This is a genomic window from Corynebacterium sp. HMSC036D03 (assembly GCF_001836185.1).
Taxonomy (GTDB): domain Bacteria; phylum Actinomycetota; class Actinomycetes; order Mycobacteriales; family Mycobacteriaceae; genus Corynebacterium; species Corynebacterium simulans.
This window is the reverse complement of record NZ_KV827708.1, coordinates 114,515-127,684: the sequence shown is the minus strand read 5'-3', so window position 1 is coordinate 127,684 and position 13,170 is coordinate 114,515. Positions and strand designations below refer to the sequence as shown.

The 13,170-nt window shown below is 58.6% G+C and carries 14 protein-coding genes and 1 pseudogene; 7 read left to right on the top strand and 8 right to left on the bottom strand.

Going from position 1 to position 13,170, the window contains the following annotated elements; all coding sequences use genetic code 11:
• Nucleotides 1-300 (top strand): hypothetical protein (locus tag HMPREF2692_RS13060; protein WP_070822393.1); only part of this gene is annotated, 300 nt, incomplete at its 5' end.
• Complete coding sequence (locus tag HMPREF2692_RS00585; protein ID WP_070498077.1) at nucleotides 300-1,106, top strand: PrsW family glutamic-type intramembrane protease; 807 nt, start codon at nucleotides 300-302, stop codon at nucleotides 1,104-1,106. The genes HMPREF2692_RS13060 and HMPREF2692_RS00585, both read left to right, overlap by 1 nt.
• Here HMPREF2692_RS00585 and HMPREF2692_RS12475 read toward each other — a convergent pair.
• Together HMPREF2692_RS12475 and HMPREF2692_RS00580 are read right to left on the bottom strand one after the other, a co-directional pair.
• Nucleotides 1,003-1,635: a response regulator gene (locus HMPREF2692_RS12475; protein WP_083291062.1), complete on the bottom strand. Its 633-nt coding sequence runs from the start codon at nucleotides 1,633-1,635 to the stop codon at nucleotides 1,003-1,005. The two genes, HMPREF2692_RS00585 and HMPREF2692_RS12475, sit on opposite strands and share 104 nt — an antisense overlap.
• Nucleotides 1,605-2,708 carry a sensor histidine kinase gene (locus HMPREF2692_RS00580; protein ID WP_070822391.1) on the bottom strand — a complete coding sequence of 368 codons (1,104 nt, stop codon included), beginning with the start codon at nucleotides 2,706-2,708 and terminating at the stop codon, nucleotides 1,605-1,607. The genes HMPREF2692_RS12475 and HMPREF2692_RS00580 overlap by 31 nt, the downstream gene beginning before the upstream one ends.
• A gap of 65 nt (nucleotides 2,709-2,773) precedes the next feature.
• On the opposite strand from HMPREF2692_RS00580, the pseudogene HMPREF2692_RS13515 reads away from it, so the two are divergent.
• A pseudogene (locus tag HMPREF2692_RS13515) lies at nucleotides 2,774-3,379 on the top strand (lysostaphin resistance A-like protein); the annotation flags it as partial.
• Between the two features lie 122 nt (nucleotides 3,380-3,501).
• Here HMPREF2692_RS13515 and HMPREF2692_RS00575 read toward each other — a convergent pair.
• The 3 genes from HMPREF2692_RS00575 to lepA all read right to left on the bottom strand — a co-directional run bounded on the left by HMPREF2692_RS00575 (nucleotide 3,502) and on the right by lepA (nucleotide 8,024).
• The gene (locus tag HMPREF2692_RS00575; protein ID WP_061924032.1) at nucleotides 3,502-4,848 is read right to left on the bottom strand and encodes a M20 metallopeptidase family protein; all 1,347 of its coding nucleotides are present in this window, start codon (nucleotides 4,846-4,848) and stop codon (nucleotides 3,502-3,504) included.
• Nucleotides 4,849-4,901: 53 nt separating this feature from the next.
• Nucleotides 4,902-6,017 carry an HNH endonuclease signature motif containing protein gene (locus tag HMPREF2692_RS00570; RefSeq protein ID WP_061924035.1) on the bottom strand — a complete coding sequence of 372 codons (1,116 nt, stop codon included), beginning with the start codon at nucleotides 6,015-6,017 and terminating at the stop codon, nucleotides 4,902-4,904.
• A 156-nt stretch (nucleotides 6,018-6,173) separates the two neighbouring features.
• Nucleotides 6,174-8,024, bottom strand: coding sequence for a translation elongation factor 4 (lepA, locus tag HMPREF2692_RS00565; RefSeq protein WP_070455914.1), 1,851 nt, complete (start codon nucleotides 8,022-8,024; stop codon nucleotides 6,174-6,176).
• Between the two features lie 18 nt (nucleotides 8,025-8,042).
• On the opposite strand from lepA, the gene HMPREF2692_RS00560 reads away from it, so the two are divergent.
• The 4 genes from HMPREF2692_RS00560 to HMPREF2692_RS00545 all read left to right on the top strand — a co-directional run bounded on the left by HMPREF2692_RS00560 (nucleotide 8,043) and on the right by HMPREF2692_RS00545 (nucleotide 11,222).
• On the top strand, nucleotides 8,043-8,582 hold the full coding sequence (locus HMPREF2692_RS00560) for a type II toxin-antitoxin system PemK/MazF family toxin (protein ID WP_062037877.1): 540 nt from the start codon (nucleotides 8,043-8,045) through the stop codon (nucleotides 8,580-8,582).
• Nucleotides 8,583-8,767: 185 nt separating this feature from the next.
• On the top strand, nucleotides 8,768-9,031 hold the full coding sequence (gene rpsT, locus HMPREF2692_RS00555; protein ID WP_070455913.1) for a 30S ribosomal protein S20: 264 nt from the start codon (nucleotides 8,768-8,770) through the stop codon (nucleotides 9,029-9,031).
• A 123-nt stretch (nucleotides 9,032-9,154) separates the two neighbouring features.
• The gene (locus HMPREF2692_RS00550) at nucleotides 9,155-9,997 is read left to right on the top strand and encodes a DNA adenine methylase (protein ID WP_201040739.1); all 843 of its coding nucleotides are present in this window, start codon (nucleotides 9,155-9,157) and stop codon (nucleotides 9,995-9,997) included.
• Nucleotides 9,984-11,222 carry a type II restriction enzyme gene (locus HMPREF2692_RS00545; RefSeq protein WP_070822389.1) on the top strand — a complete coding sequence of 413 codons (1,239 nt, stop codon included), beginning with the start codon at nucleotides 9,984-9,986 and terminating at the stop codon, nucleotides 11,220-11,222. The genes HMPREF2692_RS00550 and HMPREF2692_RS00545 overlap by 14 nt, the downstream gene beginning before the upstream one ends.
• Here HMPREF2692_RS00545 and HMPREF2692_RS00540 read toward each other — a convergent pair.
• Genes HMPREF2692_RS00540 through holA form a run of 3 tightly spaced genes read right to left on the bottom strand, consistent with a single transcriptional unit; the run spans nucleotide 11,209 to nucleotide 13,170 of the window.
• On the bottom strand, nucleotides 11,209-11,847 hold the full coding sequence (locus HMPREF2692_RS00540) for a LysE family translocator (protein WP_061924054.1): 639 nt from the start codon (nucleotides 11,845-11,847) through the stop codon (nucleotides 11,209-11,211). The two genes, HMPREF2692_RS00545 and HMPREF2692_RS00540, sit on opposite strands and share 14 nt — an antisense overlap.
• On the bottom strand, nucleotides 11,844-12,212 hold the full coding sequence (locus tag HMPREF2692_RS00535; RefSeq protein ID WP_061924057.1) for an ankyrin repeat domain-containing protein: 369 nt from the start codon (nucleotides 12,210-12,212) through the stop codon (nucleotides 11,844-11,846). Before HMPREF2692_RS00535 ends, HMPREF2692_RS00540 begins: the two co-directional genes overlap by 4 nt.
• Before the next feature lie 10 nt (nucleotides 12,213-12,222).
• Nucleotides 12,223-13,170: a DNA polymerase III subunit delta gene (gene holA, locus HMPREF2692_RS00530; RefSeq protein ID WP_210385651.1), complete on the bottom strand. Its 948-nt coding sequence runs from the start codon at nucleotides 13,168-13,170 to the stop codon at nucleotides 12,223-12,225.

Below are 13,170 nucleotides of genomic sequence, written 5' to 3'. Positions count from 1 at the left end.
CACGGAGTTGACAACCTATATAGGAACACCCCCCGATGGGAATGCGGGGATACCACCATCGGCGCTGACCCCGGCCAGACCTTCGGGGAACCTGAAACTGCGTTACTACGAAAGCACCGCTATATTCTCGATACCCCTTTCCTCTCGGATGCCCCGGTACGTCAGCCTCAGAAAAATCTCTATCGCCTCGACGAAGGCGACAAGGTAACCGTCCTGTACGACTCCGACGATAAGAAGCTGTTCTTCCATCTCGAGGGGCCTGACGCCGCCCGCTATGCAGACAAAATGGAGGTCAAATAATGAAATACCTATTTTATGTGCTCGCTACCGCGGGTCTCGCCTACTCCGTGCACTTCGAGTTTAACCAGTCTTACGTCACCGCCAGCCTCATCGCTGCACTCATCCATGTGGCGATCTGGACTTGTGCCTCCTGGCTCGCGTTCCGAGGCCACCGCGGCACGGCCCTAGGCATGCTCTGGGGCGCGGCGTGCACCGGCCCGGCTGTCTTCTTCAACTCGCACTTCACCACCATCTTGGAAAAACTGCAGTTGCAGTGGCTAGATGCCGCTGGCTTCGCGCCAATTACTGAAGAGACTCTGAAGTTCATTGGTGTTCTGCTCATCTGTACTTACTTCATTAAGCCCCAACGCACTCGCGACTTCGTCTACGTCGGTATCGCCGTAGGCATGGGCTTTGCGATCGTGGAGGATTGCACCTTCATCGCACACCTAACGCTGAAAGACCTCGACTCAGATCTCATGGGCGCCACTACTGGGGTGCTCATGAGGTTTATGAGTTGCACCTTCGCACACTCCCTCTTTACCGGCATCGCGGCATATGGCTTGGCCCGTGGCCGCGCACTCGCCGGTTGGATGGGCGGCGTCACGGTTCACTTCTTCACGAACCTCTTTCCCTCGCTGGATGCCACCTTCCCGGAGAGCCTCTGGTTGCCCATTGCAACTTTAGTGGTAGTGGGGGCAATCTGGATCGCAGCGCTCTGGTTTATCGTCCGCCAAATACGGCAATCGCGACGTGAACGCGGCTCGTCCCGCCGAGTTTCTTCAAAATCTTCTGCACGTGAGTCTTTACTGTCGGTAGCGAAATAAAAAGCTGCTCTGCAATCTGTTGATTGCTTAACCCATCTGCCACCAGCTCCGCAATCTCCATCTCGCGGTCGCTAAGGTGCGCCAGCCGCCTGTTCTTCCGCTTTGGCCGCGGGGAGAGCAGGCGTTCAAGTACCTCGCGGCTGAGCATCGGTTGGCCTGCCGCAGCCGCGCGAATGGAAGCAACAAGCGCTTCCGGTGGCGTCGATTTCAATAGGAATCCAACGGCACCGGCTTGGAGCGCATCGACAATAAATTCGTCGGTATCGAAAGCGGTTAACATCACCACAGGAATCGACGCCGGCAACTTCCCCAGCGCCTCGATACCATCCATGACGGGCATGCGAATGTCCATGAGCACGACGTCGGGAAGCGCGTCCAGCACCACTGCTATCGCATCCTTGCCATTAGAGGCCTCCCCCACCACCTCGATACCGGCATTGGCCAGCATGAGCCGCAGGCCACTGCGCAATAGCGCCTCGTCATCGACCAGCACCACCTTTAGCGCTTCGTCGGCAGCTGCAATTCCCATCCGAATTCATCTCCCTCCAGCATCCGAAATTCTCCTCCGATAAGTTCCGCGCGCTCAGCCAGACCCCGCAGCCCAAAGCCACGCCCCACTGGACCCGTATGCGGGTTGGATACGGTGAGCACGAGATTGGGGCCGCGCTTGGCGACGTCGAAAAGCACCGGCTTTCCTCGCGCGTACTTGCGGGCATTGGTGGCTGCCTCCTGGACCGCTCGATACAACGTGTGCTGGCCTAAGGTATCGAGCCTTTCTACTATGCCTGGATCAGTGGAATAGCGCAGCTTAACGTTGTCATCTCGAATGAGCGTTTCGATGCTTGCTCGTGGATCTTCTGTTGCCTCCTGCCGCAGAGCATAAAGCACAGCGCGCAGATCCTGCACTGCAGCATTCGCTTCTTGGCGAATCGTCTCCGCCGCCGCGGAATACTCCTTGGAAACCTGCTCGTTCTGAAAAGACAATGCCCCTGCATGCACGGCAATCAGCGACAACCGATGCGACAGTGAATCGTGCATGTCACGCGCTATCTCTTCCCGAATTTCGCGCTGTAGATTCTGTTGCTTCTCGCGGTTCTTGCCGCGCTGCATGCCGATCAGAAGCACGATTACGAGTACTGGAACGATGCCAAATTCCAACCAGCCTTCGAACTCACTCGCAGGGTTGAGAGGATAGACAGCGAGATAGCTAAGCGACGCCACTACTGCCGCCACCGACCACTTCACGGACCTCCGTGATGTCATGGACACCATGGCCACCAGCTGAGATAGCACGGCAAAATAAGAAAAGCCGCAAGCAATCACGACAACCCCGCAGACGAAGGTCTTCCGCGTTCCTGGGAAGTCAGATTTCTCCAGCTCCCGCGGATCATGAGAAATGGCCCATGGCAGCAAACCGCACGAAACCACCCCAGCGATGAAACTCAAGCAAACGAAGCCGGCATAGGCTCTATCGGTTTGCGGATCGATGTTGGGCACCCCCATGTCTTCTAAGTCGATGCCGATACCGATCAGCCCAAAGCAGCACCCGCCTAGGACGCAGAGCACGACGATGAAAGCTACCTGCCAACGGTTCCTAGTCATGATTCATACCTTAAAGGCCGCAAACTCATTCTTAGGGATGATTAATTACCAGCGACTGTTTAGTCATGACTTTTCATCGCTGTTTAAAACGCCCGATCCTTTACTTCTTCTTTTGGGCGGTGCTGAGCGCCGTGCTCTTCGTCGCGCTCATGATCGGTTACGCAATTTTCGCGCCAGACTCAAATCTCGACGACATGAACGCGCCGCTGCCATTTAGCATCATGATGCTCTCCATCATTGTGTTCCTCCCAGGCGCCTTTTGCCGACGCCGGCCCGGCACGGTGTGGTCAGGTGATGGTCGGTTTCGGTGGGATTACGCCCGGCGCGCCCTTCTCGTGGCGTTGCCCGTTACGCTGTTGAGCTTTCTTCCGATTCTCCGAAATGGATTCTCCCCTGCTCCAAACGCTCTATTGATGCTGGGGCTGGCGGTCATCTTGGTGCCGCTGCAGTCAGTGACGGAGGAAGTTATCTTTCGCAGTCTGCTTCCCCAGGTATTCGGCCGGTGGCTGCGCTCGCCGTGGTTGGCCTATTTGCCCTCGATTCCGTTATTTGTGGCAGGCCATACTTATAACTGGATCGGGCTTGTTGATATCTTTGTCTTCGCCGTCTGCCTAAGCGTGCTCACGGTGAAGACGAACGGGATCGAGTACGGATGCGTGATTCATGCGTGCAATAACTTCGTCTTTTTTGCTGCTGGCATCTTGGGCTTTGTGGACGTTAACGCTGAGAATGTGGGGTGGGGCCAAACCCTGCTCAGCGCATTGACCTGCATTGTTATCTCGGCGATCTTGTACTACTCAACGCCCTCCACCGCAGAGCGCATCACTCTTGTTGCCGGCGAAGGATGCGCGTCTTCGGCAGCCAAGCGCTCAAAGGCTACGGCGGCGAGTGCTGCGGCTTGGTCACCGAGCACCGAATCATCGAACCTCGCCAGCGGCGAATGATTCCACTCGCGCAGGTGCTCCGGGGTATCCGGATTGACGGTGCCGAACCACATAAAGGTGCCAGGTACCTGCGCTAGTACGCCGCCGAAGTCCTCCGAAGCCATCATGGGCGTTTCCATCGGAATGACATTTTCTGCTCCGAACATGCCACCCCACAGCGTCGCGGCGAATTGATTCTCGCGCGGGTTGGTTTTGGTTGCGGAATACAGAACCTCGAAATCCACCTTCGCGGTGCATCTATGCGACGCCGCGACAGAACTGGCCACTTCCACAACCATCTGGCGCACTTGCTCAATCTTTTCATCGCGCAGCACACGCACTGTGGCGCCGAGCATGGCGTGATCAGGGATGACGTTGATGGCGCCGTCGCCAGCGCGCAGATTAGTCACCGTGATGACGATCGGCTCGTTGGCGTCGAAGCGGCGAGTCAGTGCAACCTGCAAGGCCATCTGAATTTCCCCCAGCGCTGCGACGGGATCGATGGCGTCATGCGGCCGCGAACCGTGGCCGCCCTTGCCATAGACAGTGATCTTCAGATTCGACGATGATGCCATCATGGGCCCGGAAATATGGTGGAAAGTGCCGCGATCCTGCGGGCCGACATGCAGGCCATAAGCAGCAATCGGACGGCGCCCCGCCGCATCGAGGACGCCCTCTTCGATCATCGGGAGCGCACCACCGGGGCCTTCTTCGCCGGGCTGGAACATGAAAGTGACGTCGCCAAGCAAGTGCTCCTTCTGCGCGCACAGCAACTTCACCGCTCCGATGAGCCCGGCGGTGTGAAGGTCGTGGCCGCACGCGTGCATCATGCCGTTGGTGGAAGCGAAAGGATCGCCCGTCTGCTCACGGACCGGCAAGGCGTCCATGTCTGCGCGCAGCAGCACCGAAACCGGCCGTGGGCCGCGCTTGCCGCCGCGAAGGACCGCGACCACGGAGCTTAAATCCTGGCCGACCTGAATCTCCAACGGCAGGCCTTTGAGCGCCTCGAGGACCTTCTTTTGCGTCCGCGGAAGCTCGAGCCCGATTTCTGGGTTCTGGTGCATATCCCGCCGGAATTCCTGCAGCTGCGGTAAGAGCTTTTGGCCTTCCTCCAAGAACACCTCACTGGCAATGCGCTCACCAATCTTGGCAGCGGTAACTGGCAGCGGTGGAAGCTGCTGGCCGTGGCGAGGTGCCTTCTTCTTGATGGGTTCCATGAATCAATCCTTCCCGGGTTTGACCATCGAGCCTACATGGGACCTACCCCGTATCAAGCAAAGGAGAGTACCCCTCCTCTCGCTTCCCAGGCTTCCATCCTTTGGGCAACGGTTTGGCGCCAGTTCGCGGTGTCTGGCACGAGCACACCCTCTGGAGAATTGGATTCCCAGCGGCCGTCTTCGAAGAGCCAATAAATCTCCCCGGTAATTGGGTCCATGATGTAGAAGGCACGGCCATCAGTCTTGATGTTGTGACAGTGCTGGCAGAGGCTGACCAAGTTATCGGTGGAAGTTGGGCCATTTTCGCCATAGGGAACGCGGTGATCGAGCTGGTTGCGGTGGGCTGGCTTACTGCATCCCGGGCCGCGGCAGGTTCCATCGCGGGCCTCCACGAAGGCGCGAATGCCGGCGGTGGGACGATAAGTCTCGGTCTGTGCTGGCGCGATGTTGCGATAGGAGGCATCTGCAGGCGGGGTGACGTAGCCATAGCCCGGAGCGAACGCGAGGGTGGTTTCTGCCTGCTGGAAAAGGTTAATCACGACCTTTTGTTCAACTGGCTCGAGCACGCAGGAAGCAAGTGCGCGAGCGAAGGAAATTCCTTCGTCCTCGGCGCGTTTGCGGACGACGCGGTCGATTTTTTCGGCGGTCACGGCGTCAAGGTTGGCTGTAAACTCCCCGCGGCCTGCATGACGCTCGAGTTTATAGCGGTCACGTTCTTCTTCGTCTTCGCCCTTCAAACAATTGTGCAAAGAGAGGACATCAGAAATTACGCTGCGGATGCGCGAAGCCTCCGGCAGGCGCTGGTTGGCACGGCTGGGCGTAAACAATTCCTCCAAGGCATCGTCGACATGGGGCAGGACGCGCTCCTCGACGCCTTGTAGAGCCCTGCCGACGGCGAGGATTCGGTCAAAATCAAGGAACCAATCGAGCTTATTGAGACGAGTAAGTTTCGGTAGAAAAGAAAGTTTGCGGATGCCGTAGTAAAGATGTTCGGCTTTATAGGAAGTGATGCCGAGGTTGCGTGAGACGTCGTTGAAGGCTAGGTCAGCGTCGTCACCGGGTTGCGGAATGATCGATTGCAGTGCGAGCCAGTTGAGGCGATTGCTTTCCGTAAAAGCCCGCCCGGCCTGGTTCTTTGGATTCAGTGGAGCGAAGTAGGGTCCGTCCATCGAAGTCTCCTAGGTTTATTTTCTGTTATCCGGCGATGCCGGTCAGCTTCCCCTCCAAGCTGTACAAACCCAAGATACAAAACACCCCAGACATCCGCAAGAGTGTTCGAAAAATTAGCCCCCGGCTACTCCCCGGGGACGTCGATAAGCGCAGTATTAACCCTCACCGTCGGTAGAAAGCGCCGCCACGAACGCTTCCTGCGGAACAGATACCGAGCCGATGGACTTCATGCGCTTCTTACCAGCCTTCTGCTTCTCCAGCAGCTTACGCTTACGAGAGATATCGCCGCCGTAGCACTTCGCCAGGACGTCCTTGCGCATAGCGCGGATATTCTCACGCGCAATGATCTTGGAGCCAATGGCGGCCTGGACCGGAACCTCGAACTGCTGGCGCGGAATGAGCTCTTTAAGCTTCTTCGTCATCTTGTTGCCGTACCACTGCGCCGAATCGCGGTGAACGATGGCAGAGAAGGCGTCGACCGGATCACCGTTGAGCAGGATATCCACCTTGACCAGATCAGACAGCTGTTCCCCAGCCTCTTCATAGTTCAGCGAAGCATAACCCTTGGTGCGAGACTTCAGCATGTCGAAGAAGTCGAAGATAATCTCACCCAAAGGCATGGTGTAGCGCAGCTCTACGCGGTCTTCAGAGAGGTAGTCCATGCCGCCCATCTGGCCGCGCTTGGACTGGCACAGCTCCATGGTTGGGCCCACGAACTGCTCCGGCACAATGATGGTCATCTTCACGATTGGCTCGTAGACCTCGCGCAACTTGCCGCTCGGCCAATCCGAAGGGTTGTGCACGAGGGACTCAGCGCCGTCTTCTGCAACCACGCGGTAGGTAACAGAAGGCGCGGTGGAAATCAGGTCCAAGCCAAACTCGCGCTCCAAGCGGTCGCGCGTGATTTCCATGTGCAAAAGGCCCAAGAAGCCGCAGCGGAAGCCAAAGCCTAGAGCAACGGAGGTCTCTGGCTCGAAGGTCAAGGAGGCGTCGTTTAGCTGCAGCTTTTCCAGCGCATCGCGCAGGTCTGGGAAGTCCGCCTGGGAGATTGGGAAAAGGCCCGAATAGACCATCGGGTTCGGGTCCGCATAGCCTTTCAGCGGCTCCTCAGCGCCGTTGGTTGCCCAGGTAACGGTGTCACCGACCTTGGTCTCACGCACATTCTTCACGCCCGTAATCAGGTAACCAACCTCGCCCGGACCCAAGCCCTCGCACTTGCGCATGGTCGGCGAGACGATGCCCACCTCCAGCAGCTCATGGTTTGCGCCCGTAGACATCATGGTGACCTTCTGACGCGGGGTCAGCTTGCCGTCCATCATGCGGATATACGTGACGACGCCCCGGTAGGTGTCATAGACGGAGTCGAAAATCATGGCGCGCGCGGGGGCGTCGGCAGGCGCATCCGTGGTTGGCGCTGGCACCAAATCCACGAGCTTATCGAGCAGCTCCTCGACGCCCTCGCCCGTCTTGCCGGACACGCGCAGGACGTCCTCCGGCTCACAGCCGACGATGTTGGCGATCTCGAGGGCGTACTTCTCCGGATCCGCAGCGGGGAGGTCAATCTTATTGAGGACCGGGATGATCTCCAGATCATTTTCCATCGCCAGATAAAGGTTGGCGAGGGTTTGCGCCTCGATGCCTTGGGCGGCGTCGACAAGCAAAATAGCGCCCTCACATGCCTCGAGCGCGCGGGAGACCTCGTAAGTAAAGTCCACGTGGCCCGGCGTATCAATCATCTGCATGACGAACTCCTCGCCCGCATGCTCACCGGTGCGCGGAACCCAGGGCAGACGCACGTTCTGCGCCTTAATGGTAATGCCGCGCTCGCGCTCGATATCCATGTTGTCGAGGTACTGATCGCGCATATCGCGCGCGTCAACGACCTGCGAGAACTGCAGGATGCGGTCAGCCAGCGTCGACTTGCCATGGTCGATGTGGGCGATAATGCAGAAGTTTCGAATCTGGGAAAGATCCGTAAACGTAGTGGCCGCAAAGTTTTTAGACATGCGTCTACAATAGTCGACATGACTAGCGGCAACCCACTTACCCGCTTAAGGCAGGCGCTTGGCATCGCAGAACGCGAGCCAGTCGACGTCGGCCTTGCTCACATATCCAACAGGCTAGGCATGAATAATGCTGCTGAGCACCGCGAACCCCGCAAAGCAGCAAAGATTCGCATCGAAACCACCTCCTCGCATCCGCGCACCGTTTGCTTCTCCCCCGACATGGATGGCCAAGCCGATTCCGGCGAGGTGGTGTGGGTCTGGGCGCCTTCCGACGGCAAGCAATCACCGCCGCACGAACGCGCCGTGCTCATCATCTCCCGCACGCGCACCACTGTTTTGGGGCTTTTGATCTCCCCAAATCCAAACCACGCGCACGAGGAAGAATGGCTCGACATCGGCACCGGCGAGTGGGACGAAAGCGGCAGGCAGTGCTGGGTACGCCTAGATCGCATCCTCGAAATCTCTGAGGAAGAATGCCGCCGCCAAGGCACTCTTTTCCCGGAGCGCCGCTTTGAGCGCATCGCCAACCGTTTGCGTTCCCGCTATCACTGGGCGTGATTTGGGTTTTATCCCAGCTCCTGCTAACTTTTTGTAGGTTACTTACTTTCCGGGCGCGTTGGTCGGGGCGGTCAGGACCTTGGGTCCGCTCATCGAACATCAACGCCGCGCATTAATTCAGATGCAGGACATGTTCGGCAGGTTGGTTGCAGTTCAATCACTTTCGATTCCAAGAGGTAATTCAAATGGCAAACATCAAGTCCAAGAAGAAGCGCATTCTCACCAACGAGAAGGCACGTCAGCGCAACAAGGCTGTCCGTTCCGCAGTCCGCACCGAGATCCGCAAGTTCCGCGATCTTGTCACCGCTGGTGACAAGGAAGGTGCTGAGAAGCAGCTCCGCGTTGCTTCCCGCGCACTGGACAAGTCCGTGTCCAAGGGAGTCTTCCACCGCAACACGGCTGCCAACAAGAAGTCCGGTATGGCTAACGCCTTCAACAAGATGGCCTAAGCTTTTTAAAGCCTGACTTTTAATGCCTTTCCTCGCAAGAGGGAGGGCATTTTTTAATCTCCACTCCGAAAGATCCGCACTGATTTTCGAACGTGTCCGGCGAGCACGCTAGGATTTTGAGCTATGAGTCTTGCCAAGCAGCACACCATCAAGCCGCTCCTCAAGTGGGTCGGCGGAAAGCGCCAGCTCCTGCCCGCAATCCACGCTGCCCTGCCGGAGTTTAACCATTACTACGAGCCCTTCTTGGGCGGCGGCGCGGTGCTGTTTTCTTTGACCCCGGAAAAGGCCACGGTCAACGATCTCAACTCTGAGCTCATCAACGTCTACGAGACCGTGCGCGACGATGTTGACGGACTCATCTCATTGCTAAGCACCTATCCCAACGAGGAAGACTTCTTCTACGAGATGCGCGGCAAAGACCGCGATTCTTCCTTCGCACACATGACGCGCACCGAACGCGCCGCGCGCACCATCTACCTGAACAAGACCTGCTACAACGGTCTCTACCGCGTCAATAATGCCGGGCAGTTCAACTCCCCCTTCGGCCGCTACGCCAACCCCGCCATCTGTGACGAAGAGACCCTGCGCGGGGTATCGGGGTACCTCAATGACAACGAGGTTTCCTTCCACACCGGTGACTATGCCGCCATCTTGCAAGACGCCAAAGAGGGGGACTTTGTCTATCTCGATCCTCCCTATGACCCAGTCAATCCCACAAGCAACTTCACCGGGTATCAGTCCGGCGGCTTCGGCCGCGAGGATCAGCTCCGCCTTAAGGAAGTCTGCGACAAACTCGACGCAGCCGGCGTGAAGTTCCTGCTATCGAACTCCGCCACGGATTTCATCCAAGAGATCTACTCCGCCTACGAGATAGACATCGTAGGGGCCACCCGCGCCATCAATTCCGTGGCATCCAAGCGCGGCAAAGTCGACGAAGTATTGGTGCGTAACTATGGCACGGCTTAACGACGTCGCATGGCAGCGCATCCTCGACGCCGAGACCTTGGCACGCATCGAACGCGAAGGCTTCGTGGAATTTAGCGCCAAACAGCTCAAAGAAAAGGGTGGCCGAGAGCCGCGCCTTCTGGCCAAACATGACTTTTCTGCTTCCCGCCCGGAGATTTTCCAGGAGCACAACTTAAGCATCTTCCCCATCCGGCGCGATGGATACGTCGTGGGCAACTTCGACGTCTACGAGCCTTTTCCGGAGACCGTGACGCCGCTTAAGACGCTGCCCGTTCCGCAAGGGGTTGAATCGCTTGACTTCGACAATTTAAGCTCCGAGACCCTCGTGCTCAATGCCGCGGTGATTGCGGGAGTGCTGCAGGATTTCCTGGGCGTCGATAAGCTGCATGCCACCGTGGCCGGGCGCATGTCCACCGGCACCGTCAGCATGCGCCTGCGCGGCGAGGAGCTCGTGGTGGACCGTGCGCAGATGGAAATAGACGGCGGGTTTGAGGCGCCCGAGTGCCTGGTGCTCATCGAGTGCAAGAATCACATCTCACCCGATTTCAACATTCGCCAGCTTTATCTGCCTTTCCGGCGCTTTAGCCAACAGCTGGGAAAGGAAGTTGTGCCGGTATACCTGGTCTATTCCAACGGCATCTTCCACCTGTATCGCTATCGTTTCAGCGATGCGGAGGATTTCCGCAGCATCCAGCTCGAGGCCGCCGCACGTTATATGCTCGGCGAATCCGAGCTCAACACCGAATCCGTCAAGGCGGTCCTACGGCGTAGCAGCACACGCGAGGCGGACATTCCCTTTCCCCAGGCCGATTCCTTTGCGCGCGTGGTCAGCCTCTGGGAGATGCTGCCACTGCCCAAGGCGGAGATTCCCGAGCGCTTTGGGTTTAGCCACCGCCAGGCTGACTATTACTTGAATGCTGGCCGTTACTTGGGCCTAATGCGCATTGAGGATGAGCTGGTCGAGGGAATCGAGCTGGCCGATACCCGCGACGGGCGCAACCTACAGCTCATCGAGGCGCTAGCTAGCCGGCCTGTCTTCCACGAGATGGTGGCCGCCGTGGCTGAGAAGCAGCGCATGCTGAGCAAGGAAGAAGCCGTGGCCATCATGGAGGCGGCCGACCTAAATATCTCTGGTTCTACGCTTCCCCGCCGCGCCCAAACCGTGGTGGCGTGGTCGCAGTGGGTGGCAGAGCTTTTCGCGCCGCAGCAACTTAGCCTGTTATAGCGGCAATAATTAGGCCCACACCGGCCACGGCGAAGAAACAACCCGAAGCGATGTCGATGATGGGTCCGGCGGCAAGAAGGCGGCGTCGGATAGCGTTGGTGGAAATCACCGTTGCAACGGTCACGAAGACCAAGTAGCTGGAAATGCCCATGCTCAGCACGAGCCCCGCGGCCAGCCACAGCGGCGGGTGCGGCGGCAGCAAAGGCGCGATCATCGCCGCCAAGTAGAGCACGATTTTCGGGTTCGAAAGGTTGGTGAAAAGCCCTGTGCGGAAGACTTGCTTGACACTACCCAACCGCGATACCGCCTCGTCTAAGTTCAACGCCGGCTGTTTGCGCTGCGCCAGGCCCGTGCGAACATTCTGCAGGCCCATCCAGATGAGGAAGCAGCCGCCGATGCCCTGAATGAAGCGGAGCAGCCCCGGGAATGCGGTCAGCAACGCCGCCGCGCCGAACACCGTGAGCGTGCACCAGAAAAGCACGCCGACCTGAGTGCCCGTGACGGCCGCAACCGCATGCTTGCGCGAGCGGGTGGCGTAACGGGTCACCAGTACGATGTCTGGTCCCGGCGCGAGGGCGCCCACCATGTTCATGGCGATGAGGAACGCAAACGCGGACCAGCTCATGAAAGGCGCTCGATCAAATCTTCGCGGCCGAACATGCGGGCAGAATCCAAGGCATTAGGCTGGCCGGCCTGCGGATCGGCACCGGCTGCTAAGAGGGCTTCGATCACCGCATCTTCCTTCTTAAAAATTGCGCCTGCCAGCGGGGATTGATTGCGGTCATTGAGCAGGTTCACGTTTCCGCCTGCGGCAGCTAACTTGGTCACGAGCTCCGCATGGCCGTTGTATGCCGCCAACATGACGAAGGACTGGCCGTCCTGGTTGACCATGTTCGGGTTCACGCCTTGGGCGATGTACTCCAGCAACGTGCCGTCGCCATTGCGTGCGAAATCAAAAAGCTTCGAGGCAAACTCTTGGATGTCTTCCATGCGAAGTAGTTTATCGCGCAAGCTCGGCTACTCTACGCACAGCGGCCTCTACCGCAAACTCTTCGTCGCCGCCTTGGCCTTTGACTGCGGCATCGAGCTCGGCCATGAGCACCACTGCCTTGTTCACGGAATCCTCCGACCAGCGGCGCGCCACCGGGTGAGTCAGCTTCACCACGTAAGGAGCAAGGCCGGTTGCCTTGGCCAAAGAGTACTGGTCGCCGCGGGCGGAATAGAGCCTGGCGATTGCGCCTACCTTATTCGCCAGCGCCGCCGAGATGGCAACGGGCGAGGCACCTAATTGGAGAGCGCGCCGGCACGTGGAGACGGCGGCTTCCACGCGCCCGGCTACGGCGGCGTCGGCGATGTCCCAGTTCGCCACCTCAGCCACGCCGACGTAGTAGTTGTGCACGGCCTCGCGGGTGACGTTGCCGTTGGTATCGAAGACCAGCTGGGAAATCGCCGAGGCCAGCTCACGCAGATCGGAGCCCACGCCATCGAGCACGGCCTGGACGACGTCGGGGGTTGGCCGTACCCCGTGCGAGGCGAACTCGCGGGTGGCCCAGGTACCCAGCTCGTTGGGATAGAGCGAGAACACCTCGTGCACCTCGCCTACTTTGCGCAGCTTGGCAACGAGCTCTGGTGGTTTCTTCTTACCTTTGAGAGTTTTGGCCGTCACGCTGTAGATGAGCACCAAGGTCATGCCGGGGCCTGGATCGGCGACGGCCTTAAGGAGGATTTGGGTGAGTTCCTTGCCCACCTTTTCGACGTCGCTGATGACGATGACGCGGTTATCGCCAAACAGGGAGGGGCTGGTCGCCATGGCGATTTCCCCCTCCGAGACCTCAGAAGCCTTGAGGCGGACCACCTCGACTCCCTCCCCGGCCGCCTTCTGGATGGAAAGGCGGGCACGCTCGGTGAGGAATTCGTCGTCGCCAAGGATGAGATGGACCTGATTCAT

Bases quoted from the DNA above. Each gene is read 5' to 3' on its own strand.
- HMPREF2692_RS00585 (WP_070498077.1), top strand. From the start codon at position 300: ATGAAATACCTATTTTATGTGCTCGCTACCGCGGGTCTCGCCTACTCC.
- HMPREF2692_RS12475 (WP_083291062.1), bottom strand. From the start codon at position 1,635: ATGGGAATTGCAGCTGCCGACGAAGCGCTAAAGGTGGTGCTGGTCGAT.
- HMPREF2692_RS00580 (WP_070822391.1), bottom strand. From the start codon at position 2,708: ATGACTAGGAACCGTTGGCAGGTAGCTTTCATCGTCGTGCTCTGCGTC.
- HMPREF2692_RS00575 (WP_061924032.1), bottom strand. From the start codon at position 4,848: ATGGAACCCATCAAGAAGAAGGCACCTCGCCACGGCCAGCAGCTTCCA.
- HMPREF2692_RS00570 (WP_061924035.1), bottom strand. From the start codon at position 6,017: ATGGACGGACCCTACTTCGCTCCACTGAATCCAAAGAACCAGGCCGGG.
- lepA (WP_070455914.1), bottom strand. From the start codon at position 8,024: ATGTCTAAAAACTTTGCGGCCACTACGTTTACGGATCTTTCCCAGATT.
- HMPREF2692_RS00560 (WP_062037877.1), top strand. From the start codon at position 8,043: ATGACTAGCGGCAACCCACTTACCCGCTTAAGGCAGGCGCTTGGCATC.
- rpsT (WP_070455913.1), top strand. From the start codon at position 8,768: ATGGCAAACATCAAGTCCAAGAAGAAGCGCATTCTCACCAACGAGAAG.
- HMPREF2692_RS00550 (WP_201040739.1), top strand. From the start codon at position 9,155: ATGAGTCTTGCCAAGCAGCACACCATCAAGCCGCTCCTCAAGTGGGTC.
- HMPREF2692_RS00545 (WP_070822389.1), top strand. From the start codon at position 9,984: ATGGCACGGCTTAACGACGTCGCATGGCAGCGCATCCTCGACGCCGAG.
- HMPREF2692_RS00540 (WP_061924054.1), bottom strand. From the start codon at position 11,847: ATGAGCTGGTCCGCGTTTGCGTTCCTCATCGCCATGAACATGGTGGGC.
- HMPREF2692_RS00535 (WP_061924057.1), bottom strand. From the start codon at position 12,212: ATGGAAGACATCCAAGAGTTTGCCTCGAAGCTTTTTGATTTCGCACGC.
- holA (WP_210385651.1), bottom strand. From the start codon at position 13,170: ATGAATCAGGTCCATCTCATCCTTGGCGACGACGAATTCCTCACCGAG.